This window comes from Frigoribacterium sp. VKM Ac-2859 (assembly GCF_013204925.1).
Taxonomy (GTDB): domain Bacteria; phylum Actinomycetota; class Actinomycetes; order Actinomycetales; family Microbacteriaceae; genus Frigoribacterium.
The window spans coordinates 319,517-335,013 of sequence record NZ_JABMLC010000001.1 but is presented as its reverse complement, the minus strand read 5'-3'; the positions used below and the strand labels follow the sequence as shown (position 1 = coordinate 335,013).

General features: G+C 68.0%; 12 protein-coding genes. All 12 read left to right on the top strand.

Going from position 1 to position 15,497, the window contains the following annotated elements; all coding sequences use genetic code 11:
* The first annotated feature begins 229 nt into the window (after positions 1-229).
* The 12 genes from HQQ78_RS01600 (at position 230) to uvrC (ending at position 15,490) form a co-directional block, all read left to right on the top strand.
* On the top strand, positions 230-991 hold the full coding sequence (locus HQQ78_RS01600) for a DeoR/GlpR family DNA-binding transcription regulator (RefSeq protein WP_056045263.1): 762 nt from the start codon (positions 230-232) through the stop codon (positions 989-991).
* Between the two features lie 113 nt (positions 992-1,104).
* Positions 1,105-2,301, top strand: a complete 1,197-nt coding sequence (locus HQQ78_RS15685; RefSeq protein ID WP_173150860.1) for a PTS mannitol transporter subunit IICB — start codon at positions 1,105-1,107, stop codon at positions 2,299-2,301.
* 47 nt (positions 2,302-2,348) lie between these two features.
* Positions 2,349-2,657, top strand: a complete 309-nt coding sequence (locus HQQ78_RS15680; RefSeq protein WP_054146078.1) for a PTS lactose transporter subunit IIB — start codon at positions 2,349-2,351, stop codon at positions 2,655-2,657.
* 2 nt (positions 2,658-2,659) lie between these two features.
* Positions 2,660-3,124, top strand: coding sequence for a PTS sugar transporter subunit IIA (locus HQQ78_RS15675; RefSeq protein WP_056045258.1), 465 nt, complete (start codon positions 2,660-2,662; stop codon positions 3,122-3,124).
* A 26-nt stretch (positions 3,125-3,150) separates the two neighbouring features.
* Positions 3,151-3,420 carry an HPr family phosphocarrier protein gene (locus HQQ78_RS01580; protein ID WP_043592801.1) on the top strand — a complete coding sequence of 90 codons (270 nt, stop codon included), beginning with the start codon at positions 3,151-3,153 and terminating at the stop codon, positions 3,418-3,420.
* Between the two features lie 140 nt (positions 3,421-3,560).
* Positions 3,561-5,237 (top strand): DUF885 domain-containing protein, encoded by a 1,677-nt coding sequence (locus HQQ78_RS01575; RefSeq protein ID WP_173152065.1) that lies wholly within the window; start codon positions 3,561-3,563, stop codon positions 5,235-5,237.
* Between the two features lie 168 nt (positions 5,238-5,405).
* A complete protein-coding gene (gene rpsA, locus HQQ78_RS01570) occupies positions 5,406-6,854 on the top strand; it encodes a 30S ribosomal protein S1 (RefSeq protein ID WP_043592805.1) in 1,449 nt (482 codons plus the stop codon).
* A gap of 78 nt (positions 6,855-6,932) precedes the next feature.
* The gene (gene coaE / locus HQQ78_RS01565) at positions 6,933-7,583 is read left to right on the top strand and encodes a dephospho-CoA kinase (RefSeq protein WP_056045251.1); all 651 of its coding nucleotides are present in this window, start codon (positions 6,933-6,935) and stop codon (positions 7,581-7,583) included.
* A 10-nt stretch (positions 7,584-7,593) separates the two neighbouring features.
* Positions 7,594-9,660, top strand: coding sequence for an excinuclease ABC subunit UvrB (gene uvrB, locus HQQ78_RS01560; protein WP_173150859.1), 2,067 nt, complete (start codon positions 7,594-7,596; stop codon positions 9,658-9,660).
* Positions 9,650-10,564, top strand: a complete 915-nt coding sequence (locus tag HQQ78_RS01555; protein ID WP_173150858.1) for an SDR family NAD(P)-dependent oxidoreductase — start codon at positions 9,650-9,652, stop codon at positions 10,562-10,564. Before uvrB ends, HQQ78_RS01555 begins: the two co-directional genes overlap by 11 nt.
* A 70-nt stretch (positions 10,565-10,634) precedes the next feature.
* Positions 10,635-13,586, top strand: coding sequence for an excinuclease ABC subunit UvrA (gene uvrA, locus HQQ78_RS01550; protein WP_173150857.1), 2,952 nt, complete (start codon positions 10,635-10,637; stop codon positions 13,584-13,586).
* Complete coding sequence (uvrC, locus tag HQQ78_RS01545) at positions 13,583-15,490, top strand: excinuclease ABC subunit UvrC (protein WP_173150856.1); 1,908 nt, start codon at positions 13,583-13,585, stop codon at positions 15,488-15,490. The genes uvrA and uvrC overlap by 4 nt, the downstream gene beginning before the upstream one ends.
* Positions 15,491-15,497: the final 7 nt, after the last annotated feature.

Genomic DNA, 15,497 nt, shown 5'->3' with positions numbered 1-15,497 from the left:
CGGCCCCGCTCGGGCACGTGCTGCCCGTTCATCGGGCATCGGTTGCCCATCGGGCAGCCAATCGTCCCCCCACTCGGGCACAAACGGACACGACACGCGGTACAGACTTGACCGGGCCACACAAACGGACTTATATAAGCGCAGATCAACAACAGTTGAACTCCTTCCGCACTTCCGCACCACCGGTCAGCCCCCGAGGCGGCCGTGCAGTCCGACGACGAGGTCTCCCATGTACGCACCGGAGCGTCACCAGCAGATCCTCGACACGGCCCTGTCCCGGGGCCGAGTCGAGGTGGCCGGTCTCGCACGAGAGCTCTCGGTCGCGCCCGAGACCGTGCGCCGCGACCTGACCGCCCTCGAGCGCCGGGGCGTCCTCCGCCGCGTCCACGGAGGCGCCATCGCCGTCGAGCGCCTCGGCATCGAGCCTCCCGTGGTCGACCGGGAGGGAACGGCCGCGTCCGAGAAGGAGCGCATCGCCCGGGCCGCCCTCGACGAGCTGCCCGACGGCGGCTCGATCATCGTCGACGCCGGCACCTCGACCATCCGTCTGGCCGAACTCCTGCCCCTCGACCGCGAGCTGACCGTGGTCACCCACTCGCTCGCCGTCGCCACCATCCTGATCAGCCGACCGAACGTCACCCTCCACCTGCTCGGCGGCCTCATCCGCACCCGCACGTACTCCGCGGTGGGGGACTGGACGCGGGCCCAGATCGCCGACGTCTTCGCCGACGTCGCCTTCATCGGGACGAACGGCGTCTCGGTGGAGCGCGGCATCAGCACCCCCGACCTGGCGGAGGCGCGGGTCAAGCGCGCGCTCATCGCCGCGTCACGACGCACCGTCGTCCTCGCGGACCACACCAAGTTCGGTCGCGAGGACTTCGCCAAGGTCGCGCCGCTCACCGACGTCGACACCGTCATCACCGACTCCGGCGTGGACGCCGAGCTGGCCGACGACGTCGAACAGGCCGGCCCCCGGGTCGTGATCGCATGACGCGACTCCGACCGGCCCCCCTCGTTCCCTCCCGACGCACCGCAGCACCTCGCACCACCTCCATCACCCCACACCCCTCTCGTCGCTGAGAGAAACAAGGAGAAGTCGTCACCATGTCCGAATTCACCCCCACCGTCACCGGTACGGGAGCCCGAGCGCGCGTCCAGCGCTTCGGTGGCTTCCTGGCCGGCATGATCATGCCGAACATCGGCGCCTTCATCGCCTGGGGCCTCATCACGGCCCTGTTCATCCAGACCGGTTGGACGCCGGTGCCCCAGCTCGGCGGCTTCGGCGAGATGTCCGACGGCACCCCGTGGCCCGGCCTCGTCGGTCCCATCATCAAGTACCTGCTGCCGATCCTGATCGCCTACACGGGTGGTCGCATGGTCCACGGTCAGCGCGGTGCCGTCATCGGCGCCGTCGCCGTCATGGGCGTCATCATCGCGACCGACGTGCCGCAGTTCCTCGGCGCGATGATCGTCGGCCCGCTGGCCGCCTGGGTCCTCAAGCAGTTCGACAAGCTCGTCGACGGCCGCATCAAGTCCGGCTTCGAGATGCTCGTCAACAACTTCTCGCTCGGCATCATCGGTGGCGCCATGGGCGTGCTCGCCTTCTTCGGCCTGGCTCCGGTCACCACCGCGATCACGAACGTCTTCGGCGGCGCCGTCGGCTTCCTCGTCGACCGTGGCCTGCTGCCCCTGGCGTCGATCATCATCGAGCCGGCCAAGGTCCTGTTCCTCAACAACGCCATCAACCAGGGCATCCTCACCCCCCTCGGTGGCACGCAGGTGCAGGAGGCCGGCAAGTCGATCCTCTTCATGCTCGAGTCGAACCCCGGCCCGGGTCTCGGCATCCTCCTCGCGTACCTCTTCTTCGGTCCGCGCGCCATCCGCCCCTCGGCCCCGGCCGCGATCATCGTGCACTTCTTCGGTGGCATCCACGAGATCTACTTCCCGTACGTGCTGATGAAGCCGATCCTGCTCGTCGCCGCCGTCCTCGGTGGAGCGACCGGCATCGCGACCTTCGCCCTGTTCAACGTCGGCCTCGTCGGCCCTGCCTCGCCCGGCAGCATCATCGCCTACACGCTCGTCGCCGCCCGCGGGGACCTTCTCCCGATCTACCTGGGTATCCTGCTCTCGGCGGCCGTCTCGTTCGTCGTCTCGTCCCTCCTCATGGGCTTCGGTCGCAAGGAGAACCGCGAGGCCCGTGCCGAGGACTCCGCCGCTCAGGAGCAGGCTCTCGCCGACGCCCAGGCCGCCACCGCGGCCAACAAGGCCACCAGCAAGGGCACCGCGGCACCCACCGCCTAGCCCGCCCGCACCACCAGTCAGCACCACCACCACACAAGGAGAAGGTCATGGCAACCCTCGACGGTTCCAGCATCAAGAAACTCATCGTCGCGTGCGACGCGGGCATGGGCAGCAGCGTCATGCTGGCGTCCACGCTCAAGAAGCAGCTGAAGAAGAGCGGTGTCACCGTCGAGCACTCGCCCGTCGCGTCGATCCCGTCGGACGCCGACGTCGTCGTCACCCAGAACAACCTCGCCGAGCGCGCCCGCGGCGTCGTGCCGAACGTGCCCGTCGTGCCGTTCCAGCTGTTCATGGGAGACCCCAACGTCGCCAAGGTCGTCAAGGCGATCCAGGACGGCTCGACGGTCGAGGTCTGACGATGACCGACCAGCAGGCACCCGAGCTCTCGGCGCTCCTCGCGGAGTCGTCCATCCGACTCGACGAGGTCGCCGCCTCGCGTGACGAGGCCATCCGCAAGACGGGTCGTGCCCTGATCGACGCGGGTGCGATCGACGAGTCGTACGTCGACGCCATGTTCGAGCGCGAGAACTCGGTGTCCACCTACGTCGGCGAGGGTGTGGCGATCCCGCACGGCACCCTCGCCGGCAAGGACTCGGTCAAAGAGGACGCCCTCGTCGTGCTGCGGTTCCCGACCCCGGTCGACTGGGACGGCAACGAGGTCTCGGTCACGGTCGGCATCGCTGCCAAGGGCAACGGCCACATCGCCATCCTCAGCCAGCTCGCCAGCATCCTGATGGACCCCGACAAGGCCGCCGCCCTGCGCGGGTCGACCACGACCGCCGAGGTCTACGAGTTGCTCGCGTCGACCGACGACGACGACTGATCCCCACCCCCTCCAGAGGAGAAGACATGCCAGAACGTTCCGTCACCATCGCCTCGAGCGTCGGGCTGCACGCCCGCCCCGCCTCGTTGTTCAGCCAGGCCGCCGGCAAGACCGGCGCCAAGGTCACGCTGACCTCCGCGGCCGGCAAGAGCGTCAACGCCGCCAGCATCCTCGGCGTGCTCTCGCTGGGCATCGGCCACGGTGAAGAGGTCGTCGTCGCGACCGAGGGCGACAACGCCGAGGCCGCCCTCGACGAACTCGTCGCGCTCCTGGCGACCGACCTCGACAAAGAGTAGGCACCGACACCAGAACGGGACGCCCGCCGACGAGAGTCGGCGGGCGTCCCGTTCGTCGTGGGAGCCGAGGAGGCGCGGTGCGGGGCCCCCTGCACCGCGCCTCCTGCGTCACTAGGCTCGTCGGCATGACCGATGCCGCGATGACGCCGACCCCTCGCACGCCCACCCCCGTCGACGGGGTCGCCGAACGCTGGGTGGACACCCTCTGCGAGCTCGACCCCACGACCGCGACCTGGATCGGCCGTGAGGGCCGGACGGGCGAGTACGGCGACTACTCGCCCGACGGTCATGCCCGACGCGTCGAGGCCGTCCGGGCCACGCTGGCCGAACTGCGGGCCACCACCCCCGTCGACGACGTCGACCGGGTCACCCGGGACGACCTGACGAGCGAGCTCGAACTCGAGCTGCTCTACGCCGAACAGCGCCTCGAGTTGCGCGACCTCAACGTGATCGCGTCACCCGCCCAGGGCATCCGCGACGTGTTCGACCTCATGCCCACCGCCTCCGAGGGCGACTGGGTCGACGTCGCGACCCGACTCGGCCGGGTACGGACCGCCGTCGACCAGTACGTCGAGACGTTGCGCGGGGGCATCGCCGGGGGAGTCACCCCCGCCCGGCGCCAGGTCGAGAAGGTGGCCGAGCAGTGTGCCCGCATCGGTGCCGACGACGGCTTCTTCGCCGAGTTCGTGCGGGGCGCCCGGCTCGGTGACGGCACCGAACCCGGAACGGCGCTCGGCCGGGACCTCACCTCGGGCGCCTCGTCGGCGGCGGAGGCCTACGTCGACCTCCGACGCTTCCTGCTCGACGAGTTGCTCCCCGCGGCGACCGCCGACGACGCCGTCGGGCGCGACGCCTACGCCCTGCACTCGCGACGGTTCCTCGGAGCGACGGTCGACCTCGACGAGACCTACGAGTGGGGGATCGACGAGCTCGCCCGGATGACGGCCGAACAAGAAGAGGTCGCCCGGCAGATCGAACCCGGGGCGTCGGTCTCCCGGGCCATCGAGCTGCTCGATGCCGACCCCGCACGCCAGCTCGACGGCACCGACGCCCTCCGCGCCTGGATGCAGGAGCTCAGCGACCGCGCGGTCGCCGAGCTGGGTCGGGACCAGTTCGACATCCCCGAACCGGTCCGCCGGCTCGAGTGCCGCATCGCACCGACCAAGGACGGTGGCATCTACTACACGAGCCCCAGCGACGACTTCTCGCGTCCCGGCCGCATGTGGTGGTCCGTGCCCGAGGGGGTCACCCGTTTCGGCACGTGGCGTGAGACGACGACGGTCTTCCACGAGGGGGTCCCCGGTCACCACCTCCAACTCGGTCAGGCCGTCCACAACCGGGCCACGCTCAACACGTGGCGTCGCCAGCTGGCCGGCACCTCGGGGCACGCCGAGGGCTGGGCCCTGTACGCGGAACGGCTGATGGACGAGCTCGGTTGGCTCGGCGACCCGGGCGATCGGCTCGGCATGCTCGACGGTCAGCGCATGCGTGCCGCGCGTGTGGTGCTCGACATCGGGGTCCACCTCGGCAAGCCGTTCCCCGGCGGTGGCGGGCGGTGGGACGCGACGAACGCCTTCGCCTTCATGTCGGACAACGTCAACATGGACACCGAGTTCGTGCGCTTCGAGGTCGACCGGTACCTCGGCTGGCCGGGGCAGGCGCCGTCGTACAAGGTCGGTCAGCGCATCTGGGAAGACCTCCGCGCCGAACGCGCGCGTCGAGACGGCGCCGCCTTCGACGTCAAGGCCTTCCACCGGGACGCCCTGCAGCTGGGCGGGGTCGGGCTCGACACGCTCCGGCGGGCACTGCTCGCGTGAGTCGCCGCGACCCACGACACGCCGTTGCCCACACCTGCGGCGCCGCGCTAAGATGACCGAGCGCTATCTGCGTCGACATTTCCGCACGCCGCGTTCGACACACCCTCCCGGACACCGTTCGAGGGACGAGCACGGCCCGATTCATGCCCGTACTGGAGCACTAACTACATGACAACCGTAACGACCAAGGCACCCAAGCAGGTCGCCATCAACGACATCGGATCCGCTGATGACTTCCTGGCCGCGGTCGAGAAGACCCTGAAGTTCTTCAACGACGGCGACCTCATCGAGGGCACCGTCGTGAAGATCGACCGCGACGAGGTCCTCCTCGACGTCGGCTACAAGACCGAGGGCGTCATCCCCTCGCGCGAACTCTCGATCAAGCACGACGTCGACCCCACCGAGGTCGTCGAGGTCGGCGACACGGTCGAGGCCCTCGTCCTCCAGAAGGAAGACAAAGAAGGCCGTCTGATCCTGTCCAAGAAGCGCGCTCAGTACGAGCGTGCCTGGGGCGACGTGGAGAAGATCAAGGACGCCGACGGCGTCGTCACCGGTACGGTCATCGAGGTCGTCAAGGGTGGCCTCATCGTCGACATCGGCCTCCGTGGCTTCCTCCCCGCATCGCTCATCGAACTGCGCCGTGTCCGCGACCTCACGCCCTACCTGGGCCAGGAGATCGAGGCCAAGATCCTCGAGCTCGACAAGAACCGCAACAACGTGGTCCTGTCGCGCCGTGCCCTGCTCGAGCAGACGCAGTCGGAGAGCCGCACGACCTTCCTCAACAACCTCCACAAGGGCCAGGTCCGCAAGGGCGTCGTCTCGTCGATCGTCAACTTCGGTGCGTTCGTCGACCTGGGCGGCGTGGACGGCCTCGTGCACGTCTCGGAGCTCAGCTGGAAGCACATCGAGCACGCCAGCGAGGTCGTCGAGGTGGGCCAGGAGGTCACCGTCGAGATCCTCGAGGTCGACCTCGACCGTGAGCGCGTGTCGCTCTCGCTCAAGGCCACCCAGGAAGACCCGTGGCAGGTGTTCGCCCGCACGCACGCGATCGGTCAGGTCGCTCCGGGCAAGGTCACCAAGCTCGTCCCCTTCGGTGCGTTCGTCCGCGTGGCCGACGGCATCGAGGGTCTCGTGCACATCTCCGAACTGTCGGCGAAGCACGTCGAGCTGGCCGAGCAGGTCGTCGCCGTCGGCGACGAGGTGTTCGTCAAGGTCATCGACATCGACCTCGACCGCCGTCGCATCTCGCTGAGCCTCAAGCAGGCCAACGAGGGCGTCGACCCCGAGGGCACCGAGTTCGACCCGGCGCTCTACGGCATGCTCACCGAGTACGACGACCAGGGCAACTACAAGTACCCCGAGGGCTTCGACCCCGAGACGAACGAGTGGCGCGAGGGCTTCGACTCGCAGCGCGAGAAGTGGGAGCAGGACTACGCTGCCGCCCAGGCGCGCTGGGAAGCCCACAAGAAGCAGGTCGCTGCCTCGCTCGTCGAAGAGACGACGTTCGACGCTCCCACGGGTTCGTCGTTCTCGGCCGAGTCCGCTTCGGGCGCCGGCACCCTCGCCGACGACGAGTCGCTCGCCGCTCTGCGCGAGAAGCTGTCGAACAACAACTGAGTCCCTCCGGTCTCGACCAGAAGGCGGTTCCCCCTCGGGGGAGCCGCCTTCCGGCGTTTCCGGCGTAGTCTCGACGTCGTGTTCGTCTGTGGATTGACCGGTGGCATCGCTGCCGGCAAATCGGTCGTGGCCCGTCGACTCGCCGAACGGGGCGCGGCGCACATCGACGCCGACGCCCTCGCCCGCGAGGTGGTCGAGCCCGGATCCGCCGGACTCGAGGCGGTCGTCGCCCGCTTCGGGTCCGACGTCCTCCAGCCCGACGGTTCCCTCGACCGAGCCGCCCTGGGGGCGATCGTCTTCGCCGATGCCGCTGCACGCCGCGACCTCGAGGGGATCACCCACCCGGCCGTGCACGAGCTCTCGGTCCGGCGCATGTCCGACGCCGTCGCGGACGACGCGGGTCGCGTCGTCGTCTACGACGTGCCGTTGCTCGTCGAATCGCGGGGGACCGACGGCTTCGACGTGGTCGTCGTCGTGCACGCCCCGCGCGAGGTCCGCCTGAGGCGGCTCGTCGAGCTCCGCGGGATGGACGACGAGGAGGCGCGGCGTCGCGTGGACGCGCAGGCGGACGACCGGACGCGGCTCGCCGTGGCGGACCTCGTCGTCGACTCCTCCGGTTCGCTCGAGAGCACGCTGGAACAGGCGGACGACCTCTACGACCGCCTGCGTTCGCTGTCAGCGGCGAAGCAGGCGGCCTCCCACGACACGAGTGTCGGTGGTCCCTCCTAAGCTGGAATCCATGGAACCGACCCGCAGTGTGCGCCCGTTCGAAGTCATCAGCGAATTCGAACCCAGTGGCGACCAGCCGGCCGCCATCACCGAACTGGCGGGGCGCATCAACGCCGGCGAGACCGACGTCGTCCTGCTCGGCGCCACCGGAACGGGCAAGTCGGCGACCACCGCCTGGCTCGTCGAGCAGGTACAACGGCCCACGCTCGTGCTCGCCCACAACAAGACGCTCGCGGCCCAGTTGGCGAACGAGTTCCGGTCGCTCTTCCCGAACAACGCCGTCGAGTACTTCGTCTCGTACTACGACTACTACCAGCCCGAGGCCTACGTCCCGCAGACCGACACCTTCATCGAGAAGGACAGCTCGGTGAACGCCGAGGTCGAGCGGTTGCGGCACTCGACGACGAACTCGCTGCTGAGCCGACGCGACGTCATCGTCGTCTCGACGGTCTCCTGCATCTACGGTCTCGGTACCCCCGAGGGCTACATGGAGGCCATGATCGCTCTCCAGGTCGGCATGCGGATCGATCGCGAGACGCTCATCCGGCGGTTCGTCTCGATGCAGTACCAGCGCAACGACATCGACTTCTCCCGTGGCAACTTCCGCGTGCGAGGAGACACGATCGAGATCATCCCGATGTACGAAGAACTGGCCATCCGCATCGAGATGTTCGGCGACGAGGTGGAGGCGCTGTACGCCCTCCATCCGCTCACGGGCGACGTCGTCAAGACGATGGACGCCGTCTCGGTCTTCCCCGGTTCGCACTACGTCGCGGGCACAGATGTCATGCACCGCGCCATCGGCACCATCAAGGACGAACTCGCCACCCGCCTCGACGAGCTCGACAAGCAGGGAAAGCTCCTCGAGTCCCAGCGCCTGCGCATGCGCACGACCTTCGACCTCGAGATGATGGAACAGATCGGCTTCTGCAACGGCATCGAGAACTACTCCGCGCACATCGACGGTCGGTCGCCCGGCGAGGCACCCCACTGCTTGCTCGACTACTTCCCGGACGACCTGCTCGTGGTGATCGACGAGTCGCACGTCACCGTGCCCCAGATCGGCGCCATGTACGAAGGCGACGCCTCGCGCAAACGCACCCTCGTCGACCACGGCTTCCGGCTTCCCAGCGCCCTCGACAACAGACCCCTCAAGTTCGAGGAGTTCCTCGACCGGGTCGGCCAGAAGGTCTACCTCTCGGCGACGCCCGGCAAGTACGAGCTGGGCATCACCGACAGCGTGGTCGAGCAGATCATCCGACCCACCGGCCTCATCGATCCCGAGATCGTGGTCAAGCCGTCCGCAGGCCAGATCGACGACCTGCTCGAAGAGATCCGCACACGGGTCGAGGTCGACGAACGCGTCCTGGTCACCACCCTGACCAAGAAGATGGCCGAAGAACTCACCGACTTCCTCACCGAGGCCGGAGTGCGTGTCCGGTACCTGCACTCCGACGTCGACACGCTCCGGCGGGTCGAACTGCTCACCGAACTGCGGCAGGGCGTCTACGACGTGCTCGTCGGCATCAACCTGCTCCGTGAGGGCCTCGACCTCCCCGAGGTGTCGCTCGTCGCGATCCTCGACGCCGACAAAGAGGGCTTCCTCCGTTCGTCCACGTCACTGATCCAGACCATCGGCCGTGCGGCGCGAAACGTCTCGGGTCAGGTCCACATGTACGCCGACGTGATGACCGACTCGATGAAGCAGGCTCTCGAAGAGACCGATCGTCGTCGAGAGAAGCAGGTCGCCTACAACCTCGAGCGAGGCATCGACCCCCAACCGCTCCGCAAGAAGATCGCCGACATCACCGAGGTCCTGGCCCGAGAAGGTGCCGACACCGCACGTCTCCTCGCGGATCGCCAGGGTGGCAAGCGCGCCCCCACGCCGAACCTCCGCCGCGAGGGCAAGGCCGCCAGCGCCGCGAACGGCCTCGAAGCGATCATCGCCGACCTCAACGAGCAGATGCTGCAGGCCTCGGCCGAGCTCAAGTTCGAGTTGGCCGGTCGGCTCCGCGACGAGGTCGCCGACCTGAAGAAAGACCTGCGACAGATGGAGGCGGCCGGTCATGCCCGGTGATCGTCGACGCGTCGTCGTCACGGGTGCGACCGCGGGGCTCGGCTACTACTCCGCCGAGCGGCTCGTCGCGGCCGGTCACCAGGTCGTCCTCGCGGCCCGCGACGCCGAGAGGGCCGTGCGGGCCGCCGATCTCCTCCGCAGCCGCGTGCCCGGGGCGGACGTCGACACGGTCGCCCTCGACCTGGCCGACCTCGCGTCGGTCCGCACGGGTGCATCCGCCATCGCCGCGGGCGGACCGGTCGACGGCCTCCTGGCCAACGCCGGCGTCGTCGGCTCCCGTCGGCGTCAGACGACGACCGACGGGTTCGAGCTCCAGTTCGGCACCAATCATCTCGGCCACTTCGCCCTGGTCTCGCACCTCATGCCGGCCCTCGAGTCGGCAGGGCGGGCTCGAGTCGTGCACCTCGGAAGCATCAGCCATCGGTGGGTGCGACTCGACCTGGACGATCCCATGATGGTCTCGAGCTACTCCGGCGCGGTCGCCTACGCACGCTCCAAGCTCGCGGTCATGACCTTCGGCTTCGACCTCGACCGTCGCCTCCGGGCCGCCGGATCCTCGGTCTCCAGCGTCGTCGCCCACCCCGGGTTCTCGTGGGACTCGCTCAGCGACCCGCGCCCGCCCGTCGTCGAGCCCCGCCGCCCTCCTGCCGTCCTCACCTCGATGATGCACGTCTTCTCCCAGGGCAAGGAGGTCGGAGCAGAGCCTCTCGTCCACGCCCTCGTGGGCGAAGACGTCCACGGCGGGGAATACTGGGGTCCGGCCGGATGGTTCCAGTTGACCGGCGCTCCGGCCCGCGTGCCCGCGAAACGTCACAGCCGTGACGAGTCGGTGGCATCGCGTCTGTGGCAGGTGTCCGCCGGCCTGACGGGCGTCCAACCGACCGTCTCGTCCCCGGCCCCCTGACCCCGCGCCGCCGGCTGCACCTCCCGCGGGCCCGCCCGCCACGACGACGAGTGTCGTCCACATCGACAGAATGGTAAGAGTGTCCATCTCACCTGTAGAAGGTTCCTCCACGCTGAGCGTCCGGGGTGCCCGAGTGCACAACCTGAACAACGTCGACCTCGAGATCCCACGTGACTCGTTGGTCGTCTTCACCGGGTTGTCCGGCTCGGGCAAATCGTCCCTGGCGTTCGACACGATCTTCGCCGAGGGGCAACGTCGGTACGTCGAGTCCCTGTCGGCCTACGCGCGGCAGTTCCTGGGTCAGGTCGACCGTCCCGACGTCGATTTCATCGAGGGCCTGAGCCCGGCCGTCTCCATCGACCAGAAGTCCACGAACCGCAACCCGCGGTCCACGGTCGGCACGATCACCGAGATCTACGACTACATGCGCCTCCTCTGGGCACGCATCGGCGTTCCGCACTGCGCCGTCTGCGGCGAGAAGATCAGCAAGCAGAGCGTGCAGCAGATCGCCGACCAGCTCATGACCCTCGAGTCGGGCGTCCGGTACCAGGTGCTGAGCCCCGTGGTCTCGCAGAAGAAGGGCGAGTTCGTCGACCTGTTCGCCGAGCTCGCGTCCACGGGGTACTCCCGGGCCATCGTCGACGGTGAGCAGATCCAGCTCAGTTCGCCGCCCAAGCTGAAGAAGCAGATCAAGCACGACATCTCGGTCGTGGTCGATCGCCTCGTCGCCTCCGACCAGGCGCTGACCCGTCTGACCGACTCGCTCGAGACCGCCCTGCGCCTGACGGACGGCCTGGTCACGATCGACTTCGTCGACACCGACGAGGGCGCGGCCGGCAAGTACCGGACGTTCTCCGAGAAGCTCTCGTGCCCGAACAACCACCCGGTCCAGCTCACCGAGATCGAACCCCGCACGTTCTCGTTCAACGCCCCCTTCGGCGCCTGCCCCGAGTGCTCCGGTCTCGGCACGAAGATGTCGGTCGATTCCGACCTGCTGCTCGGCGACCCCGAGCTCAGCCTCGCCGACGGTGTCATCCTCCCCTGGACCCAATCCGGCAAGGGGCTGTACAACTACTTCCAGAAGCTCCTCGAGGGCTTGGCCGGCGATCTGGACTTCAGCCTCAAGACGCCCTGGCACGAGCTGCCCGAGAAGGTCCGACAGGCCGTCCTGCAGGGCAACGACTTCGAGGTCACCGTGAAGTGGCGAAACCGCTTCGGCCGAGAGATGACCTACTCGACGGGCTTCGAGGGCGTCATGCCCTACATAGAGCGGAAGTACGCCGAGGCCGAGACCGACACGCAACGCCAGCGCTACGCGTCCTACCTCCGCGAGATCCCGTGCGTCGTCTGCAAGGGCAAGCGGCTCAAGCCCGAGGTCCTCGCCGTCCTGGTCGACGGGCACGACATCGCGAGCGTGTCCGAACTCAGCCTCGCCGACGCGTTCGGGTTCATGAACAGCCTCACCCTCACGACCCGCGAGGCGCGCATCGCGGCCCAGGTGCTGCGTGAGATCCGGGTCCGACTCGAGTTCTTGCTCGAAGTGGGTCTCACGTACCTCTCCCTGGCCCGCGCCGCGGGGTCCCTCTCCGGTGGAGAAGCCCAGCGCATCCGCCTCGCGACCCAGATCGGGTCGGGTCTCACCGGAGTCCTCTACGTCCTCGACGAGCCGAGCATCGGCCTCCACCAGCGTGACAACCGCCGACTCATCGACACGCTGGTCAAACTCAAGAACCTCGGCAACACGTTGATCGTCGTCGAACACGATGAAGACACCATCAAGACGGCCGACTGGGTCGTCGACATCGGCCCGGGTGCCGGCGTCAACGGCGGCACGGTCGTTCACTCGGGCAGTTACGAGGACCTCGTCGCCAACACCGACTCGTACACCGGCGACTACCTCGCCGGGCGGCGCTCCATCGAGACCCCGACCAGCCGTCGCCCCGTCGACAAGAAGCGCATGATCTCGGTCGTGGGCGCCAAGGCCAACAACCTGCGCGACGTCACCGTCGACTTCCCGTTGGGCACCTTCGTCGCGGTGACGGGCGTCAGCGGCTCGGGCAAATCCTCGCTCGTCAACGACATCCTGTACAAGGTCCTGGCCAACCAGCTCAACGGAGCCCGTCAGATCCCCGGCAAGCACACGAGGGTCACGGGCCTCGACGCCCTCGACAAGGTCGTCCACGTCGACCAGGCGCCGATCGGTCGCACCCCGCGCTCGAACCCGGCGACCTACACGGGTGTCTTCGATCGCATCCGCACCCTCTTCGCCGAGACGACCGACGCGAAGGCCCGCGGCTACCTGCCGGGCCGGTTCAGCTTCAACGTCAAGGGCGGCCGCTGCGAGAACTGCGCAGGTGACGGCACGATCAAGATCGAGATGAACTTCCTTCCCGACGTCTACGTCGCCTGCGAGGTGTGCGGTGGCGCGCGGTACAACCGCGACACCCTGGCGGTGCGGTACAAGGGCAAGAACATCTCCGAGGTCCTCGAGATGCCTATCAGCGAGGCCGCCGAGTTCTTCGCCCCCATCTCGGCGATCTCCCGGTTCATGTCGACGCTGGTCGACGTCGGCCTGGGCTACGTGCGACTCGGCCAGAGCGCCACCACGCTGAGCGGGGGCGAAGCCCAGCGCGTGAAGCTCGCGACCGAGCTGCAGAAGCGCTCCAACGGGCGCAGCGTCTACGTGCTCGACGAACCGACGACCGGCCTGCACTTCGAGGACGTCCGCAAGCTCCTCCTCGTGCTGAACGGTCTGGTCGAGAAGGGCAACACCGTCATCACGATCGAGCACAACCTCGACGTCATCAAGTCCGCCGACTGGCTGATCGACATGGGCCCTGAAGGAGGCGCGGGTGGCGGCACCGTCATCGCCACCGGAACCCCCGAGCACCTCGCGACCGTGCCCGAGAGCCACACGGGCGTCTTCCTGAAGGAGATCCTCGAGTCGGGTCACACCGTGCCCCGGGTGCAGAAGAAGAAGGCCACGTCGACGCGACGCCGGGAGGCCGTCGAAGCACGATGAGCAACACCGTCTCCTGGCGTCCGAAAGCGGGCGAGATCCCCACCGACCCCGGCGTCTACCGCTGGCGTGACGAGCGGGGGAGGGTGCTCTACGTCGGCAAGGCCAAGAACCTCCGGGCCCGGCTGAGCAACTACTTCGCACCGCTTCCGTCGCTGCACGAACGCACCCGACGAATGGTCCTCACCGCTCGATCCGTCGAATGGACCGTGGTGGGCAGCGACATCGAGGCCCTCCAGCTCGAGTACACGTGGATCAAAGAGTTCGACCCGCCCTTCAACGTCAAGTTCCGCGACGACAAGACCTATCCGTTCATGGCCGTCACCCTGGCCGACGAGGCACCTCGGGTGATGGTCACGCGCAACCCGCGCATCAAGGGGGCCAAGTACTTCGGGCCGTACCCGAAGATCTGGGCCGTCCACGACACCATCGACCTGATGATCAAGGTCTTCCCGATCAGGACCTGTTCCGACAGCAGCTACAAGAAGGCCATGCAGACGGGCAAGCCCTGCTTCCCGGGGCAGATCGGTCGTTGTGGGGGGCCGTGTTCGCACAAGGTGTCGATCGACGAACACCGGGCGATCGTCGACGAGTTCGTCAAGTTCATGGGCAGCTACGACAAGAGGGTGATCGCCGACCTGCAGCGCTCCATGAAGACGGCCGCCGTCGAGCAGCGCTTCGAGGACGCGGCCACGTACCGCGACCAGGTGCAGGCCCTCGAGGCCGTGCTCGACAAGTCGGCGGTCGTCCTCCGCGACAGCGTCGATCTCGACCTCTACGCCCTCGCCGAGGACGAGCTGGCGGCCGCCGTCCAGCTCTTCACGGTGAGGGGCGGTCGCATCCGTGGCTCCCGCGGCTGGGTCGTCGACAAAGAGATCGACATCTCGACCGGCGACCTCGTCGAGCAGGTCCTGCAGGGCATCTACACCGCCGGCGCCGAGCTTCCCCGCGAGATCGTCGTGACCGAGACGCCGGACGACAACGATGCCCTCGAGAGCGTGCTCAGCACCCTCCGCGGTCGGGGACGGGTCCAGATCCACACGGCACAGCGCGGCGAGAAGGCCAACCTGATGCAGACGGCGACCCTCAACGCGCAGCAGTCGCTCATGCTCTACAAGACCCGTCGCAGCGCCGACTTCGCCACCCGGTCGACCGCCCTGGCCGACATCCAGGAGGCCCTCGGCATGAGCGACGCGCCCTTGCGCATGGAGTGCTACGACGTGTCCCACCTCTCAGGCACGAACATCGTCGCCTCGATGGTGGTCTTCGAGGACGGCCTGCCGCGGAAGGACCAGTACCGGCGTTTCAACATCCCCCGGTCGACCGACGACACCGAGTCGATCTACCAGACGCTCAGCCGCCGTCTCTCTCGCCTCGACGACGAACTCGCGCCCGTCGAGGAGGTGGGAGAGCAACGCAAACGGTTCGCCTACCGCCCCAACCTCCTCATCGTCGACGGCGGACAACCCCAGGTGGCGGCGGCCCGACGAGCACTCGACGACGCCGGCGTCACGGACATCGCGCTCTGCGGGATCGCGAAACGGCTCGAGGAGATCTGGCTGCCCGACGACGACTTCCCGGTCATCCTCCCTCGCAACAGCGACGCGCTGTTCCTCATCCAACGCATCCGCGACGAAGCACACCGGTTCGCGATCACACACCAGCGACAGCGTCGTAAGCGCGACATCTCGACGCAGCTCGCGGAGATCCCGGGGTTGGGGCCCTCCCGGGTGGCCGTGCTCCTGAAGCACTTCGGCTCGGTCAAGCGGTTGAAGGATGCCGAGGCAGCGGACATCTCGGCCATCCGCGGTATCGGCCCGACGCTCGCCGCCGCAGTCGTCGAGCGGCTGCGCGGGGCCGAGGACGTGGCGGCCGACGACGTCGTGCCCCCCACGAGCCCCGCCTAGACTCGAT

Bases quoted from the DNA above. Each gene is read 5' to 3' on its own strand.
- HQQ78_RS01575 (WP_173152065.1), top strand. From the start codon at position 3,561: ATGACGCCGACCCCTCGCACGCCCACCCCCGTCGACGGGGTCGCCGAA.
- rpsA (WP_043592805.1), top strand. From the start codon at position 5,406: ATGACAACCGTAACGACCAAGGCACCCAAGCAGGTCGCCATCAACGAC.
- HQQ78_RS01555 (WP_173150858.1), top strand. From the start codon at position 9,650: ATGCCCGGTGATCGTCGACGCGTCGTCGTCACGGGTGCGACCGCGGGG.
- HQQ78_RS01580 (WP_043592801.1), top strand. From the start codon at position 3,151: ATGCCAGAACGTTCCGTCACCATCGCCTCGAGCGTCGGGCTGCACGCC.
- uvrA (WP_173150857.1), top strand. From the start codon at position 10,635: ATGGTAAGAGTGTCCATCTCACCTGTAGAAGGTTCCTCCACGCTGAGC.
- HQQ78_RS01600 (WP_056045263.1), top strand. From the start codon at position 230: ATGTACGCACCGGAGCGTCACCAGCAGATCCTCGACACGGCCCTGTCC.
- HQQ78_RS15675 (WP_056045258.1), top strand. From the start codon at position 2,660: ATGACCGACCAGCAGGCACCCGAGCTCTCGGCGCTCCTCGCGGAGTCG.
- uvrC (WP_173150856.1), top strand. From the start codon at position 13,583: ATGAGCAACACCGTCTCCTGGCGTCCGAAAGCGGGCGAGATCCCCACC.
- HQQ78_RS15680 (WP_054146078.1), top strand. From the start codon at position 2,349: ATGGCAACCCTCGACGGTTCCAGCATCAAGAAACTCATCGTCGCGTGC.
- HQQ78_RS15685 (WP_173150860.1), top strand. From the start codon at position 1,105: ATGTCCGAATTCACCCCCACCGTCACCGGTACGGGAGCCCGAGCGCGC.
- uvrB (WP_173150859.1), top strand. From the start codon at position 7,594: ATGGAACCGACCCGCAGTGTGCGCCCGTTCGAAGTCATCAGCGAATTC.